The following is a 16498-nucleotide window of genomic DNA, read 5'->3' on the forward strand; positions in this document are numbered from 1 at the left end:
TCTGGAAAAGGGTTGCCGCTGGCAGCCCTTTTTTCTTTGTACGAAGAAGCAGCATGAAATCGCATAAAATCAGTCAGGCACCAATCCCGATGCGTAATGTCGGTCCGATTAAAATCACCGGACCGGTACTGGATGAAAAGATCAGTGTACCGCTGGCGACCTATGAAACCCCGTTGTGGCCCTCGGTGGGTCGTGGCGCACGGGTTTCGACCCTGACTGACGGGATAAAAACGACAGTGGTCGATGAGCGGATGAGCCGCTCGATTCTGCTGGAGGCCGATGATGCCCATGAAGCGATGCTGGCGCTGAACTCAATTCAGTCGCGCAAAGACGATTTGAATAGTGTGGTGGCACAGAGTAGTCGCTTTGCCAAACTGATCGATATGCACAGTCAGATCGTAGCCAATATGATCTACCTGCGCTTTGAGTTCACCACCGGAGATGCGTCCGGCCATAATATGGTGACCAATGCTGCCGACAAGCTGATTCCGTGGATTCTTCGGGAGTACCCGCAACTGCGTTATTCCTCAATCTCCGGTAACTACTGTTCAGATAAAAAAGCCACCGCGGTTAACGGTATTCTGGGGCGTGGTAAGTACGTGGTAACAGAGATACTGATCCCACGGGATATCTGCGAGCGCCGGCTTAAAACCACACCGGAAAAAGTGGTCGATCTGAATATTAAGAAGAACCTGATCGGTACCATGGTGGCGGGTGGTCTGCGCAGTGCCAATGCGCACTACGCCAATATGCTACTGGCGTTCTATCTGGCGACCGGACAGGATGCGGCGAATATCATTGAGGGATCGCAGGGGATTGTTCATGCCGAAGTGCGTGATGGCGATCTCTATTTTTCCTGCACGTTGCCTAACCTGATTATGGGGTCTGTGGGTAATGGCAAAGGGATTGACTTTGTTGAGGAAAACCTCGCGGCGCTGGGCTGCAAAGAGGATCGGGATCCGGGTGAAAATGCCCGCCGTCTGGCAGCAATCTGTGCAGCTACGGTGCTCTGTGGCGAATTGTCCCTTCTGGCAGCGCAGACCAATCCCGGTGAGTTGATGGAAGCTCACCTGAAACTGGAGCGGTAATGTCTGATCAGACTAACGAACGTAAACTGGAACATATCCGGGCTATCGAGCGCGATCCGCTGACTGATCGGGCGGCGGGCCACTTTGATCGTATCCGGTTGATCCATCGTGCGTTGCCGGAACTTGATCTGGCTGAAATCGACAGCGGTTGTGAATTTTTAGGTTATCGCCTGAGTTTTCCGATGATGATATCGTCCATGACCGGCGGTGATCATCAGGTGGTGCGCAAGATTAACCGCAATCTGGCGCTGGCTGCTGAACGAACCGGCGTTGCCATGGCGGTAGGTTCGCAGCGGGTGATCTTCTCGGCCCCTGAGGCGCGGGAAAGCTTCCGGCTGCGACAATTTGCACCGAATGTGCCACTGATTGGCAATATCGGTGCGGTGCAGCTCAATTACGGTGTTGAGCTCGCCCAGGCGCAGGAGGCGATTGATCTGCTGAATGCTGACGGGCTTTATCTGCACCTCAATCCGCTGCAGGAAGCGGTACAACCTGAGGGGGATACCAACTTTGCCGGGCTGGCTGATAAAATCAGTCGCTTAGTGTCGGAGCTGGAGTCTCCGGTACTGCTGAAAGAGGTCGGCAGTGGCCTGATGCCTGCGGATATCGAACTGGGCCTGAAAGCCGGTGTGACATGCTTTGATCTGGCGGGCACCGGGGGAACATCGTGGAGCCGGATTGAGCATCATCGTCGTGATGATGACAGTGATCTGGGACTCCGTTTTCAGGACTGGGGGGTGCCGACACCCACCGCACTGAAATTAGCCAACCCTTATCTGGACCGGGCCACAATCATCGCAAGTGGCGGCTTAAGAGATGGGATTGATATAGCGAAATCTGTTATACTCGGCGCCTCCTTATGTGGCATGGCTGCCCCGTTGCTCAAACCTGCTATGGAATCAGCTGACGCAGTTGTCGCAGAGATTGAAAAAATCAAAACAGAATTCAGAACAGCCATGTTTCTATTAGGGGTCCCGGATGTTGCTTCTATGTTCAACAACCGCGCCCTTATTTTAGATGAGTGTTAATCGAGACCAAAGAATGTCAGTTGGTATTGACGAAATTAGTTTCTATACATCCAATTACTATCTGGATTTACGGACTCTGGCGGACGTTCAGCAGATCGAATCAGAAAAGTATTATCAGGGGATTGGCCAGGAAAAAATGTCCATGGCCGCACCTGATGAAGATGTGGTAACTATGGGGGCGAATGCCGCCCAGCCATTGATCGAACGGGTCGGCACGGATGCGATCAGTACCCTGATGTTTGCCACCGAAACCGCAGTGGATCAGTCGAAAGCGGCGGGCGTTTATGTGCACCGGCTGCTGGGGCTGAACGCCAACTGTCGCGTAGTTGAGCTAAAGCAGGCCTGTTACAGTGCGACGGCGGCTATTCAGATGGCCTGTGCGCTGGTGGCCAGACAGCCGGAAAAAAAGGTGCTGGTGATTGCCTCCGATATCGCCCGTTATGACCTGGATACCTCAGGTGAGGCGACACAGGGGTGCGGTGCTGTCGCGGTACTGATCTCAGCGAATCCGCGGCTGATTGAAATCGATCCTGAAGTGGGTAACTACACCGAAGACGTGATGGACTTCTGGCGGCCTAATTACCGCTCTACTGCACTGGTGGATGGTAAGTATTCTACCAAGATCTATCTTAAGTCCCTGAAGAAAGCCTGGGAAAATTTTACCGAAGTCAGCTCGCTGGCGTTCAGTGATTTTTCGCATTTTTGCTACCATCTGCCGTTCAGCCGGATGGCTGAAAAAGCGCATAAGCATCTGGCCAAGATCAATCAGGCCGGGCTGTCGCTGGAGCAGATCGAACAGCAGATTGAAGATACCCTGCATTACAACCGGATTATTGGTAACAGCTACACTGCGTCCATGTATATCGGCCTGACCTCGCTGCTGGAAAACTGTAAGCAGAGCCTGGCCGGTAACCGGGTGGGTTTCTTCAGTTATGGTTCGGGCTGCGTGGCGGAGTTTTTCTCCGGTACCGTTGTTGCGGGTTATGAACAATGCCTGCATACTCTGAATCACCGTAAGATGCTGGATGCCCGTCAGGAAGTCAGTTACGACGAATACCTGAAACTGTACCGTCATCCGGATCCGCGTGACGGTGAGCATCATGATATTCCTGCCGGTACTACGGGTCGTTTCCGACTGGCTGCGATCAGCGGTCACAAGCGGGAATACGTTATCTGCTGATGAAGGCTAAAGCCCCGGGAAAGATGATCCTGAGTGGTGAACACTCGGTGGTTTACGGGGCGCCGGCCATTGCCGTGGCGGTCGATCAATCGGTGACCGCCCGTTTTACCCCATCCACAGGCTCCACTCTGGAGTTACGCTCATCTCTTGGCGAGTATTCGCAGCCCCTGACAGAACTTGAGTCATTAAGCGATCAGCTTGACTCGCGCTATGACGCATTTCTGCAACATCGCCTCGGTATCCGTGAAGTATTGCAGCACCCGCTGGAGCTGATCAGCTATACCCTGGCGCAGGCCGGGTTCTCGTCAGCCGGGGTAATCGATATTAACAGTACGATTCCGGCCGGTGCAGGCATGGGCTCTTCGGCCGCACTGATTGCTGCGTTGCTGAAATTGGCTCAGGGAAATCATGAAGAAGATTCAGATCCGGAACGCTTTTTCCGAACGGTTCGCTATTGTGAGCGGTTACAGCATGGACGCGGCAGTGCTATTGATGCGGCGGCAGTGACCTATGGTGGTCTGATCAGGGTCTGTGCTGATGAGGTCACTCCTTTGCCATACACGCTGGGCAGGGACTGGTATATCTGGAACAGCGGTAGCCCTCAATCCAGTACCGGAGAAACCGTAGCTGCCGTGCGTGCTGAGTTTGAAGGAGCGCCGGTCTGGAGTGCTTTCAGTGCCGTGACAGAAGCGCTGCAACAGGCACTGCAGAACGCTGATCAGAGTGCTTTGCCTGATCTGATTCGCAGTAATCAACTGTTACTGGAGCAAATTGGCGTGGTACCTGAGCCGGTTGCTGAGACCATTCGGCAGGTGGTGGCACTGGGTGGAGCGGGCAAGGTCTGCGGTGCGGGCTCACTGGGTGGCAAGGCTGCCGGGCAGGTATTGTTTTATCTGCCGGGCATGGATGTTCAGAGTATCAGTCAGTGGCTGCGTATTGACCTGCAGCCTCTGCGACAGGTTAATCAGGGAGCTTGTTTTGAAGCCTATTAAGGTGACGGTACCGGGCAGTATTATGCTGCTGGGTGAGCATGCGGTGCTATTCGGTGAGAAGGCGCTTGCCTGTGCTGTGGATAAATATATCCATCTGCAGCTGACCCCACGAAGCGATCGTAAAGTACGTATCGATTCCGCACTGGCGCAGTATGAATCGGATCTGGATCAGCTTGCGGCGGAACCTCGTCTCAGCTTTGTGCTCGCTGCTGTACGCCGTTTTGCGCCTGCGCTGGTCTGCGGTTTTGAGCTGAGCATTCGCTCGGAGTTTTCCCATACCGTGGGTCTGGGCTCTTCCGCAGCCGTAACTGCCGGCACGGTTGCGGCACTGGCGGCTTATTCAGGCCAGTCTACAGAGCCTGCCGCTTTATTTGACCACGCGCTGGCAGTGGTGCACGAGGTGCAGGATGGGCGCGGGTCGGGTACCGATCTGGTTGCCAGTATCTATGGCTCGATTGTCTCTTACCGGGTCGAGCCGAGGCAGGTTGTTTCCCTGCAGGGCTTGCCTGACATTTCGCTCTATTATGCGGGTTATAAAACACCTACCCCGGAGGTGCTTAAGCGCATTGAGCATCAGAGCCAGTTTCAGCCGATGTTTTATCAGCAGTTATACCGTCTGATGGGAGAGCTGACCGAGTCAGCCGAAGCCGCCGTTGCAGCAGCAGACTGGGCGGGGCTTGGGCGTATCATGAATCATTATCAGGGGTTGATGGATGCGCTGGGGGTGGCTGATCTGACCCTCTGTGACATTATCTACCGCTTGCGCCAGAGTTCTCGTATTCTGGGCGCTAAAATATCAGGCTCTGGTCTGGGGGATTGTGTGCTGGCGCTGGGAGCTGATCCGGCGCTGGCGTTGAATTATGAGCAGATCCCGGTCGCAGTATCGGAACAAGGAGTCAGCATTGAGCATCACTAAGCAGCAGGTAATCGAGCGTTTTCTTCCGGATACTCCGTTACCGGGAACCACCGCAGACGCTTTTGCTCCGAGCAATATTGCGCTGTGTAAATACTGGGGTAAACGTGATGCTGAGCTGAATCTGCCAATCAATGCCTCCCTCTCGGTATCATTGGGCGAGTTAGGCAGCCGTACCTCAATTACGCCGGTCGATGCAGACAGTGATCAGGTTTTTCTCAATGGCGAGCTGTTAGCCGCTGACAGTAGTTTTGCCCGGAAGGTGATCCGCTTTGTCGATCTGTTTCGACGTGATCTCAGACAACCGCTGTCGATCCGTACTGAAAATAATATTCCTACGGCTGCAGGGTTAGCTTCATCTGCCTCGGGTTTCGCTGCGCTGATGTTGGCGCTCGATCAGTTCTATCAGCTCGGTCTGGAGCCGGCCCGACTCTCTGCTTTTGCCCGGATGGGCAGTGGCAGTGCTTCGCGTTCGATCTTCGATGGTTTTGTCGAATGGCATAAGGGAAGCCGGGAAGATGGTATGGACAGTTGCGCCGAGCGCCTCGATATTGAATGGCCCGGGTTTCGTATCGGCTTACTGAAAGTGGCCACCGGCGTGAAAAAAGTTGATTCGCGTTCCGGCATGCAGCGCACGGTTGAGTCGGCGGCACTTTATGCATCCTGGCCGCAGCAGGCCGGGCGGGATCTGGCGACCATCAAACGGGCGCTGGCTGATCGGGATTTTGAATTGCTCGGCGCTACGGCAGAGCAGAATGCGTTGTCGATGCATGCGACGATGATCGCTTCCTGGCCGCCGTTACTCTACTGGCAGCCGGAATCTGTGGCAGCGATGCATCGGGTCTGGGAACTGCGTTCGCTGGGCGTAGAGGTCTACCTGACTATGGATGCCGGGCCCAACCTTAAACTGCTCTATCAGACGGCTGACGAAGCGGCGGTGCTGGATGCATTTCCTGAGCTGAGTGATCTCGATCTGGTAGCGCCGTTCGGCTGAACCTGAGATGGGCAAGCCCGGGCCTGATAAGGTCGGCTTTATTCTGACCCGACAGCAGCAGGATGAACGTTCCGGAATCAGCCTGACCTACTGGCTTTGTCACGATCAGGGCTGCAGCCCGGTCACTCTGCAGGGGCAGGAAGCGGTACTGTTCGTTCTGGATCAGCAGGTTGAAGCTCTGAACCGCTTGCTCGCTCATCTGCGTGGCTGGCGACTGGCCAAAGTGAATATGACTGACCTTAAGGGTCGCGGTGTTCACGCCCTCTACAGTCAAAGCCTGAAAACGTATCGCCAGATTCAGGAGCTGTGTCAGGTGCACGGTATCGCAATGATGGAGGAGGATATCCGTCACGCAGACCGTTATCTGATGGAACGCTTTATTCAGGGCGGCGCCGGTGTTTTGCAGCGCGGTTCCCGGGTGCGGCTGCAACCGGCCGATTATGCCCCGCGTTTCCGTATTCTCTCTATCGATCTCGAAACCACTATGCGTGCGGATAAAATCCTCTCAGCGGCCTTCTATGCTGAAGACTTTCAGCGGGTTTTGATGCAGGGAGAGGGGGAGGACACGGATCAGGTTCGTTACTACCCCGATGAGCGCTCATTGCTGCAGGCATTTATACAGGTTGTAGATGAATATGATCCGGATATTTTTATCGGCTGGAATGTAATCGGTTTTGACTTTCGGGTGCTTTACAACCGGGCACAGGCTCTGCGTATTCCGCTGCGGCTTGGACGCGATCAGCAGCCGCTGCAGTTGCATGAGTCCGGTCAGGGTAAATTGTTTGTGCGGATGGGTGGCCGGATTGTACTGGATGGTATCGATACCCTGCGTGGCGCCACTTATCAATTTGAGAGCTTTTCACTGGAAAATGTCGCCCGGGAGTTTCTCGATCGGGGTAAGCTGATCGAGCATGTGGACGATCGTGGTGGCGAGATCCAGCGCCTGTTCCGCGAAGATAAGCAGGCGCTTGCGCGCTATAACCTGGAAGACTGCAAACTGGTCTGGGATATCTTCCTCAAAGCAGATCTCATCAATTACCTGATTGAGCGGGCCCGCCTGACAGGGTTGCCACTGGATAAAGTCGGCGGTTCTGCCGCCGCCTTCGATAACCAGTATCTGCCGCTTTTGCATCGGGCGGGTTATGTAGCACCTGAGTATGCCTCCGGTATGTCCGGTCTGAGTGCACCGGGCGGTTATGTGATGGATTCCCGGCCGGGGCTCTATCGTCAGGTGCTGGTGCTGGATTTTAAGAGTCTGTACCCGAGTATTATCCGTACCTTCAAAATTGACCCTTACGGGCTGGCTGAAGGTTTAAAAGAGGGGGCGGATGAAGAGGATCTGCTGCCCGGATTTAACCATGCGATTTTTTCCCGCAGTAAAACGATTCTGCCCGCGCTGATTGAGCGCCTGTGGGGCGCGCGGGATCAGGCCAAAGCGTCAAATAATGCGGCACTCTCCCAGGCGATTAAGATCATTATGAACTCCTATTACGGGGTGCTGGGTTCAAATGTCTGCCGTTTTTTTGATCAGCGACTTTCCAGCTCAATTACCCTGCGTGGACATGAAATCCTTACCCGGACACGGGACGTCATCGAGGAGCAGTTTGGCTTTCAGGTGATCTACGGTGACACCGACTCAGTGTTTGTCTGGCTTGGAGATGATTTTCCTGAGGCTGATGCCAACAGCAAAGGGCGTGAACTGGCTGAGTTTCTTAATCAATGGTGGCAGGCCGATCTGGAGAAGCGGTTTCAGCTTCAGAGCCAACTGGAAATTGAGTACGAAACCCATTACAGCCGGTTTCTGATGCCCACCATGCGACACTCCGATAAAGGCACCAAGAAACGCTATGCGGGGCTGAAGCGTCAGCCCGATGGCAGCACGTCGATGGTGTTTAAAGGCCTGGAAAACGTAAGGACTGACTGGACCCCGCTGGCGCGCTGGCTGCAGGAACAGCTCTATTCGCGGATCTTTTATGGTCAGGAATGGAAGCCTATGCTGGAGAAGACGGTGGCGGATATGCTGGCCGGGGAACTGGACCAGCGTCTGGTTTACCGTAAGCGGATACGCCAGCCTCTGGGGCAGTATCAGAAGAATAAACCGCCGCATGTTCAGGCCGGGCTTAAGGCGGAACTGATGTATCAGCAGCGTCAGCAACCAAGCCCTTATACCGCGGGGAGTTACATCGAATACCTGTGGACGGTTAACGGGCCGGAGCCGCTGGAGTTTGTGCGTTCGCCGATTGACTATCAGCACTATCTGGAAAAGCAGCTACAGCCGGTGTGTGAGTCAATTCTGCTGTTTATCGGGGAGAGTTTCACTGATCTGACAGCGCCTCAGGGTAAGCTATTCTGAGGCGGCATACAGATTCAGGCTTTAACGTCGATCTGGGTTCCCAGAGGGCTGAGGGGGTCGACGCGAAGTTTGCCCGGTGCGGTCACTTCCAGAAGTTGCATAATCTGATCGCCGGTTTGTTCTATCTGGTCTTTGGCCATCTCGGCTGACTTTACTGCATGACTGCTCTGCAACTGCTGATTACTCGCCGTTGTTGCGGCTGCTGCAATATCATTTCCATCCATCATTCAAAACCTTCAGTTGATTACGTGGCGTGGCTGTAATCCCTGACAGCGCTTTTCAAATAGGGTTACCGGTTTATCGGCGAAGCAGGCGGGAACTTGAGGGGTTCGTGAACGTGGGGGGTGAAAAAATGGAGCGTGGGCAGGCCGCCATGGTGATCGGCGGCCTGCGGCAGGATCAGACGTCCCTGAGGATAAAAATCACCAGCACACAGGGGCCATGCGCGCCCATCTGCAGCTTCTGTCCGATGTCAGCGCTGCGAGAAGGGCCGGTAATCATATTCACTGTGCGTGGCATGGAGTTCGGGTGCTTCTCACGCAGCCGGTTCCAGGCGTCCTCGTAACTGCCGACAATATCTGACTCTTTGAGCAAAACCAGATGGCAGTCTGGCAGGAAGTTCAGGGTGGTCGGGCTTTCTGGTCGGGAGTAGAGCATCAGGGTGCCGGTTTCTGCGATTCCGGCCATGCTGGTGGTCAGGCTGGCCAGATCGCCGGAGCGGGCGACGCGTTGCTCACGGTTGATCTCACCCAGTGCACTCCAGTCCAGTTGATTCAGACACTCATCGCTGGCGCTGACCAGCGTTTTAAACTGATGCTGGTTCAGCCACGCAGCAACAGCGGACGGTAGCTGGTTGAGGCTCTGAATATCGATCAGCTCAGCGGCTGCGGCTGAAGCCATCTCACGGAACAACTGAATCTGCCCGGGCTGATCCAGTTGTGAGCGTTTTGGGATGATCGTCGGTTTGTGAGCCCGGATTCGTTCCAGTGTGGCTTCACGCTGTGCCTCAGTAGCTGCGCCCCGTTTCAGACCGTGGCGGATATTAGCCAGAATTTCTGCTTTGCTCATGGTTATTCTCCCGCCTTCTGTTTAGCTTGCCACTGATCCATAAAGGTTTTTCCCTGAGGGGCGGGCATATCCCGCCAGTCGGTCCAGCCGCCCGCCAGTGGCAGTTTGTTGATACGGCCTTTCTTTCCGGCCATTTTCTGCATAAACCAGGCGGAGCTGCGTGCCAGCCAGCGATAGAGTGCCGGGCGTTTGGCAAAGTAAGCCCAGCCCGCGATACCGAAGCGTACCGCTTTCGGGGTCAGGTGTTTCTCAAATTCTTTCTCGCGCCAGTGACGCATCATTTTCGGTAGCGGGATACGCACCGGGCAGACCTCTTCACACTTGCCGCAGGAGGTTGAGGCGTTAGGTAGATGTGCGGCTTTGTCTATACCGATCATCTTCGGTGTCAGCACCGAGCCCATAGGGCCCGGGTAAACCCAGCCGTAGGAGTGGCCGCCAACTGCGCCGTAAACCGGGCAGTGGTTCATACAGGATGAACAGCGGATACAGCGCAGCATCTCCTGAAACTCTGTGCCGACCATCTCGCTGCGGCCGTTGTCGACCAGTACAACATGGAAGTTTTCCGGGCCGTCCTGATCCTCTGCACGGCGCGGGCCGCTGGAGAGGGTATTGTAAACCGTGAACTCCTGCCCGGTGGCAGAACGTGCCAGCAGGCGCAGGAACAGGCTCATATCTTCCAGCGTGGGCACCACTTTTTCGATCGAGGTGATCACAATGTGGGTTTTCGGCAGGGTCTGGGTCAGATCGCCGTTGCCCTCGTTGGTAACAATAATGGTGGAGCCGGTTTCTGCTACCAGAAAGTTGGCTCCGGTGATGCCCACATCAGCACTGACAAACTGTTTGCGCAGTACCTCGCGGGCCTCTTTCATCAGCGCCTGAGGATCTCCTGTTTTCGGGCGCTTGTGGTGAGTGTGGAAGGCTTCCGATACATCTTCCACATTCAGATGAATGGCGGGAGCAATGATGTGACTCGGGTGATCACCGCGCAGTTGCAGGATATATTCACCCAGATCGGTTTCAACCGGTTGCACACCATTGGCTTCGAGATAATCATTCAGGTTGATCTCCTCCGAGACCATGGATTTGCCCTTGGTCACGGTCTTTGCATCGACCTGCTTGCAGATGTCGAGAATGGTTTTATTGGCGTCTTCTGCCGTACGACACCAGTGGACGTGGCCACCGTTCTCGATCACCTTGCTTTCAAATTGTTCCAGATAGATATCCAGATTCTGGATGATATGGTTCTTCAGGTCGCGACCCGCATCGCGCAGGTCATCAAACTCCGGCAGGCGTTTGATGGCATTAGCGCGGTTGACCGGAAAACCGTGTTTGAACTGACCCAGCGCTTCCTGCAGTTCTACATTGTGCAGGGCGATACGGGCATTTTCTTTAAATTGTGGGCTCTTAATCTGCATCTCTGATCCGCCTTATAGCGCTTTCGCCAGTTCGTATTCTGCTTCGCCGATGGCGGGGGTATCGGTCATGCCCGCGAGGATCTCCACCACATGCCGGGCCTGAATCGACTTGCCTTCCCGTTTCAGCTTCCCGGCCATGTTCAGCAGGCAACCCAGATCGCCCCCGACCAGCGTGTCGGCCCCGGAGTCACTGATGTACTGGGTTTTATTGGACACCATGCGATTGGAAATATCCGGATACTTAACGCAGAAGGTGCCGCCAAAGCCACAGCAGGTCTCGGCTTCTTCCATCTCGTTAAGGGTCAGGTTATCCACTTTGGACAACAACTGACGGGGCTGCTGCTTAACACCCAGTTGGCGCAGGCCGGAGCAGGAATCGTGGTATGTAATCGTCCCCTCATACTGCGCCACGATCTGATCAAAGTTAACAATGTCGGTGAGGAACTGAGTGATCTCAAAGGCACGGGCCTTCAGATCCAGCGCGCGAATTTTCCAGGGATCATTCTGTTCGAACAGATCCGGGTAGTAGTGCAGCATACCGATACAGGAGCCAGACGGGCCGACCACGTATTCGTAGCCGTCAAAGGCTTCGATAGTCTGACGGGCGATCTCGGCGGTCGTCGCTCTGTCGCCGGAGTTATAGGCGGGCTGACCGCAGCAGGTCTGCTTCTCGGGCACTTCCACTTGGCAGCCTGCGGCTTCGAGCAGCTTTACCGTGGCAAAGGCTACACTGGGACGGAACATGTCCGCCAGACAGGTCACAAATAGACCGACTTTCGGGTGGTTGGACTGATCAGGCATCGTTGTCATCGCTATCTTCAGGCAGTGCCGGGTAAAGGGCGGCTGCACTGTTTATTATGTTAACTGTCCCGCAGGACAATCGATTTATCAGTCAAAAGATAGTTAAGAGCGGGAACAAAAGAAATGCTAGACTGTCAACTGGTCTGACCAAGAGAGTCAATGTTGATGAGGGAGAAGGCTGTGTCCCAGGGAAAACCGAGCCTGAGTCAGGCGCTGAGTCATACATTGCAGCAGCAGATACTGTTCGGGGATATCTGTCCGGGGCAGAAACTGCCCTCCCAGCGGCGTTTGTCTGAGGCGTATCAGTTATCCCGCGCCACCGTGCGTGAAGCGATCAAAGATCTGGAACTGAAACAGATGGTGGAGACCCGCCATGGTGGTGGATCCCATTGCCGCAATCTGCTGGCGCCGCATTTTGATATGCCGGTGGAGGGGATCGGCGATAACTTTGAATTTCAGTTACAGGTGCTGGAGATGCGTGCCGCCCTTGAGGGGGAAGCGGCTTATTATGCTGCGCTGCGCGCCACCGACCAGCAAATGGAATCGATTGCTGAAGAGTATCGGGCCATGCAGCAACGCAGCAGTGGCCATACCACCCTTGCCAAAGCCAAGGCTGATCTGCGTTTTCATATGATGATTGCTGAGGCCAGTCACCATCTGCTGGTGGTCTGCTTCAGCCAGATTTTTTACAGCCGCTATTTTAATGCCATCTACGGTGTTCTCGACCGCACGCTGAAACGTCATGGACGTTATCCGGATGGAATCAGCGCTCAGCATACTCAGATCTATCAGGCGCTGCGTAACCGGCAGCCGGATCTGGCACGTAAGGTGGCCGTTGAACATATAGAATACACCCGGCGCCAGCTCGAAGAGACTGAGTAAGGCCCGCAGCGGCAGGTTATTGATAAAAGTGAGGTTTCAGATGGATTTATCCTTGCGTTGGCTGGCCCTGGCAGGGCTTGTTCTGTTCTGGCTGGCCGGTCCTTTAAAAGCGGACAGTGCTGCAGAGATTGAGCAATACCAGCAGCAGATCGAACAGTTATCTGCCAGTGAAGCAGCGGTGGATATCAGTCGTCGTCAATTGCTGCAGCGACTGGTCAGTACCCTGCAGGGTGAAATTCAGCAGAGCGAGCGGATCGAAAGCCTGCAGCAGGAGCTGGACCAGCAGCCGGCATTACAGAGTGAATTACAGGATCGTCTGCTGACTCCGTTGCAACCTGAACCAGAGCTGGAACCGGAGATCAGTGATAAGGCTCTGGATAAACTGATCACCGATATCAACCTTAACCTGTTGGAGATCAAGCGGCGACAGGCGCAGTATAAGCAAACCGAAGGTCAGGCTCTGCAGCGGCAGCAAAGTATCCGGGAGCAGTTGTCTGATCTCAAAGTGACCGGGGAACTGGCTGACAGAAGTGCTGATCCTGAAAACAGCGAGCTACTGGAGCGTTTGCGGAATGCCCGCTTCAGCGAACATAGCCTGAGGGTGCAGGCGCTGGAACTTGAGTTGCTGGTGCTGCCGCGGCGAACGGAAATCGCCAAGATGCAATGGCAGATTGCTGAACAGGAACGCCTGCGGCAGGTGGCGCGTCTGGATCAACTGGTGGTTCTGAAGCAGGAGCGGCAGCGGCAGCAGGCAGAAAAGACCCTGAAGGATCTGGAATACGGCAGTGAAGAGGGCAGTGCCTCGCCACTGCTGGTCATGGAGCGGGACAAAAACCGTCTGTTATCCGCAGCGCTGAGAACCGTATTGCAGGCGATCGACAGTCGTGAGCAGGAACGCAAGGCGCTGCAGGAGAGGCTGACCCTGTTGAACAGCGCTTTCAGCGTGATTTCGCAGCAACTGGAGCTTGAAACCAGTCAGATCACTCCGGATCAGATCCAGTTTATGTTTGCTAACCGGACCCCGCTGGAGACCGGTCAGACCATTAATCGTATTGCCCGTCTGCAACTGGATGGCAATCAACTGGAACAGCAGAGCAGTGAACTGAGTCAGCGGTTGAATGATGCGGAACCACTCCCGGGAGTGGAGCTGAGTGCGGCTCAGGAACGCGTGCTGCTGGAGATCCGTACCAACCGTCTGCGGCTGTTAAATCAGAGTGTCGAAGCGCATCAGCAACTGGTTGATACCCTGAGTCAGGTGTTAAGCCTGCAGCGTCAGATCAATCAGAAGATCGAAGGCAGCCGCGAGCTGATCAGCCGTCATCTGTTATGGAACCCGGTTACCGGGCCTGTCAGCGGCAAGTGGTTGCAGGAGATCGCGGTCTCGGTGAAACAGTTGCATGGCCACTGGCTGAAAAGCCTGTCTGAACCGCTGCTGATAATGGGTGAGCGTTTCAATATTCAGGTGATTCTTGCCGGATTGCTCTGCGCCGGTCTGCTCTGGTTGCGTGCTTATACCAACCGGCATCAGCAGCGCTGGGCGCAGCAGATAGGCAATGTGGTGGATGATCGGTTCCATCACAGTTTGCAGAGCTTTTTGCTGATGCCGATACTGGCAGCAGCGGTACCGTTATTTGTCTGGGTTGTAGGCATTAACCTGATCAACCCGGGCCACCCTGAAGCGGAGATCTGGACATCCATGCTGCAGGCTACGGTGACTCTGACCTGGATCATCCTGACGCTGAGGGCGTGGTTAAAACGGCCGTATGGCCTGTTTATGGCGCACTTTGGTCTGAACCCTGTCCTTGCCGGAGGTTTCAGAAAACGTCTGGCCTGGGTTTATCCGCTGGCGCTCCCCGCGATTCTGTTACAGCTCTACTGCTGGAATATTGATACTGATGAGATGCGCTCCGGTCTGGTGCGTTTGACTCAGGTGGGCCTGCTGCTATGGGTGGGGCTGGTGCTGTTCAGTGTTCTGAGGCTGCAACCGGCCGGCGACGATCAGGAACAGGATATGCCCGTATGGTGGATGCGGGTCGAACACTGGACGCTGGGTATTCTTTTCTTCGGCCTGTTGATGTTAGTGCTGAATGTGATGGGCTATCTGTTTACCGCTAACTTTCTGATCTTTGCGCTGGCCCAGTTACTGACGGTGTTCCTGCTTACCTATATCTTCTTTAAGCTGGGTATGCGTCTGGTGCTGATATCAAAGCGCCGTCTCGAGTTTGACCGGGTCCGGGAGCGCCGTGCTGAAATGCTTGAGCAGCGGAAAAATCCGGACGAAGATCAGCCGCCTCCGCTGGAGACCAATTTTCTGAATCTGAAAACCATTTCAGATCATTCCAAAACATTGCTGAAAACCTCTGCGGTACTGGTGTTTGTATCGCTGCTGTGGCTGACCATGGCTGATTATTTCACCTTCTTTGGCGCACTGGATAATGTGGAGCTGTGGAGTACGGTAAGCGCTGATGGCAGTGCGGCAGCGGTGACGCTGAAATCGGTTCTGTTTGGTGTTGTGATCCTCAGCCTCTGTTTACTGGCTGCTTACAATTTGCCCGGGTTATTACAGCTATTGGTGCTGCGAAATCTCGAGCTGGCTCCGGGTACCGGCTATGCGATCAGCTCGCTGATCAAATATGTGCTGATTCTGGTGGGGGTGCTGGGGGCGTTCTCCAGTTTCGGACTGGAGTGGGGCAAGCTGCAATGGCTGGTGGCGGCGCTGGGTGTTGGTCTGGGCTTTGGTTTACAGGAGATTGTAGCCAACTTTGTATCGGGTTTGATTATTCTCTTTGAAAAGCCGGTAAGAATCGGTGACACGGTGACGATTGATGGACTGACCGGCACTGTCACCCGTATCCAGATTCGTGCCACTACGATTATCGACTGGGACCGTAAAGAGGTGATAATCCCGAATAAAACCTTCATTACTCAGCAGTTGATTAACTGGTCGCTGACGGATTCTACCACCCGTATTGTGATTCCGGTTGGTGTGGCTTATGGCTCAGATACTGAGCTGGCGCGGGGGCTGATGCTGGAAGCGGCAGCGGAAGAGGAGAGGGTGTTGCAGGATCCGAAACCGGAAGCGTTCTTTACCGGCTTTGGCGACAGCACGTTGAACCTGGAGCTGCGTTTGTTTGTCAGTGCGATGGCCGACCGGCTGGAGATGACGCATCGGGTGAACACCAGTATCGATCGTAAGTTCAAGCAGGCAGGGCTGGAGATCGCGTTCCCGCAGCTGGATGTGCACATTAAACGGAACTGACGCCAGAGGGCGGGCCTGACAGCCCGCCCTTTATCTGTGCCTGACTCAGTCTGGCTTTTTGCAACTTGAGAAGCCAAAAGGCAGATAGGCCGGGCACCAGCCAATCAACGCAGTCCCCAGCGGGATCAGGCCAATCAGGCCCAGCCAGGAACCATACAGGTAACCTGCCAGCATGATACACAGGCCGATAATTATGCGAATAATCCGATCTGTTTTACCTACATTGCACTGCATCGTATTTTCCCTTCCCTATGTGTCTGCTCAACCTTAAGGCTGGCAGTGCTGAGTAAAATTAGCTTGCGCTAATATAATGACGCTAATCTGCCGGGGTTACAAGCTGTTTTCCATGATTATTGTGGGGCTTTGTCCGGGGGCAATTACCGCTTATTGATGCAGGATAGTCTCGCTACCGAAGACGCTTTGCCCTATAATCCACAGCCCCGCAGCGTACCTGGTTTGTACGGGATCGGGATGTACCAGATTAATGAAGTGGCCTTACGTATGGGTCACCACTGAAACTTAAGG

At 54.6% G+C, this 16498-nt stretch carries 14 protein-coding genes; 9 read left to right on the plus strand and 5 right to left on the minus strand.

Going from position 1 to position 16498, the window contains the following annotated elements; translation table 11 throughout:
* Positions 1–53: 53 nt before the first annotated feature.
* From QUD59_RS12610 to QUD59_RS12640, 7 genes are read left to right on the plus strand one after another with little or no spacing between them, the layout of a single operon-like run.
* Positions 54–1088 (plus strand): hydroxymethylglutaryl-CoA reductase, encoded by a 1035-nt coding sequence (locus tag QUD59_RS12610; RefSeq protein WP_286237418.1) that lies wholly within the window; start codon positions 54–56, stop codon positions 1086–1088.
* Positions 1088–2116 carry a type 2 isopentenyl-diphosphate Delta-isomerase gene (gene fni / locus QUD59_RS12615; RefSeq protein WP_286237420.1) on the plus strand — a complete coding sequence of 343 codons (1029 nt, stop codon included), beginning with the start codon at positions 1088–1090 and terminating at the stop codon, positions 2114–2116. The genes QUD59_RS12610 and fni overlap by 1 nt, the downstream gene beginning before the upstream one ends.
* Positions 2117–2129: 13 nt before the next feature.
* Positions 2130–3296 carry a hydroxymethylglutaryl-CoA synthase gene (locus tag QUD59_RS12620; protein WP_286237421.1) on the plus strand — a complete coding sequence of 389 codons (1167 nt, stop codon included), beginning with the start codon at positions 2130–2132 and terminating at the stop codon, positions 3294–3296.
* Positions 3296–4288, plus strand: a complete 993-nt coding sequence (locus QUD59_RS12625) for a mevalonate kinase family protein (protein ID WP_286237422.1) — start codon at positions 3296–3298, stop codon at positions 4286–4288. Before QUD59_RS12620 ends, QUD59_RS12625 begins: the two co-directional genes overlap by 1 nt.
* On the plus strand, positions 4275–5204 hold the full coding sequence (locus QUD59_RS12630; RefSeq protein WP_286237423.1) for a mevalonate kinase family protein: 930 nt from the start codon (positions 4275–4277) through the stop codon (positions 5202–5204). Before QUD59_RS12625 ends, QUD59_RS12630 begins: the two co-directional genes overlap by 14 nt.
* A complete protein-coding gene (gene mvaD / locus QUD59_RS12635; protein WP_286237424.1) occupies positions 5191–6195 on the plus strand; it encodes a diphosphomevalonate decarboxylase in 1005 nt (334 codons plus the stop codon). The genes QUD59_RS12630 and mvaD overlap by 14 nt, the downstream gene beginning before the upstream one ends.
* A gap of 7 nt (positions 6196–6202) precedes the next feature.
* On the plus strand, positions 6203–8548 hold the full coding sequence (locus QUD59_RS12640) for a DNA polymerase II (protein ID WP_286237426.1): 2346 nt from the start codon (positions 6203–6205) through the stop codon (positions 8546–8548).
* A gap of 14 nt (positions 8549–8562) precedes the next feature.
* Here the strand turns inward: QUD59_RS12640 and QUD59_RS12645 are convergent, their stop codons facing one another.
* From QUD59_RS12645 to QUD59_RS12660, 4 genes are all read right to left on the minus strand, one after another.
* Positions 8563–8775, minus strand: coding sequence for a putative motility protein (locus QUD59_RS12645; RefSeq protein WP_286237428.1), 213 nt, complete (start codon positions 8773–8775; stop codon positions 8563–8565).
* A 172-nt stretch (positions 8776–8947) separates the two neighbouring features.
* Entirely contained in the window at positions 8948–9616 is a 669-nt protein-coding gene (locus tag QUD59_RS12650) for a LutC/YkgG family protein (protein WP_286237429.1), read from the minus strand.
* Positions 9617–9618: 2 nt separating this feature from the next.
* Positions 9619–11031 (minus strand): LutB/LldF family L-lactate oxidation iron-sulfur protein, encoded by a 1413-nt coding sequence (locus QUD59_RS12655; protein ID WP_286237430.1) that lies wholly within the window; start codon positions 11029–11031, stop codon positions 9619–9621.
* 12 nt (positions 11032–11043) lie between these two features.
* Positions 11044–11841, minus strand: coding sequence for a (Fe-S)-binding protein (locus QUD59_RS12660; protein WP_286237431.1), 798 nt, complete (start codon positions 11839–11841; stop codon positions 11044–11046).
* A 171-nt stretch (positions 11842–12012) separates the two neighbouring features.
* On the opposite strand from QUD59_RS12660, the gene QUD59_RS12665 reads away from it, so the two are divergent.
* A complete protein-coding gene (locus tag QUD59_RS12665) occupies positions 12013–12714 on the plus strand; it encodes a FadR/GntR family transcriptional regulator (RefSeq protein WP_286237432.1) in 702 nt (233 codons plus the stop codon).
* A gap of 40 nt (positions 12715–12754) precedes the next feature.
* Positions 12755–15973, plus strand: coding sequence for a mechanosensitive ion channel domain-containing protein (locus QUD59_RS12670; protein ID WP_286237433.1), 3219 nt, complete (start codon positions 12755–12757; stop codon positions 15971–15973).
* 45 nt (positions 15974–16018) lie between these two features.
* Here QUD59_RS12670 and QUD59_RS12675 read toward each other — a convergent pair whose 3' ends face one another.
* Positions 16019–16207 carry a YgaP family membrane protein gene (locus tag QUD59_RS12675; protein WP_286237435.1) on the minus strand — a complete coding sequence of 63 codons (189 nt, stop codon included), beginning with the start codon at positions 16205–16207 and terminating at the stop codon, positions 16019–16021.
* Positions 16208–16498 lie beyond the last annotated feature (291 nt).

It is taken from the genome of Neptuniibacter halophilus (assembly GCF_030295765.1).
Taxonomy (GTDB): Bacteria; Pseudomonadota; Gammaproteobacteria; order Pseudomonadales; family Balneatricaceae; genus Neptuniibacter; species Neptuniibacter halophilus.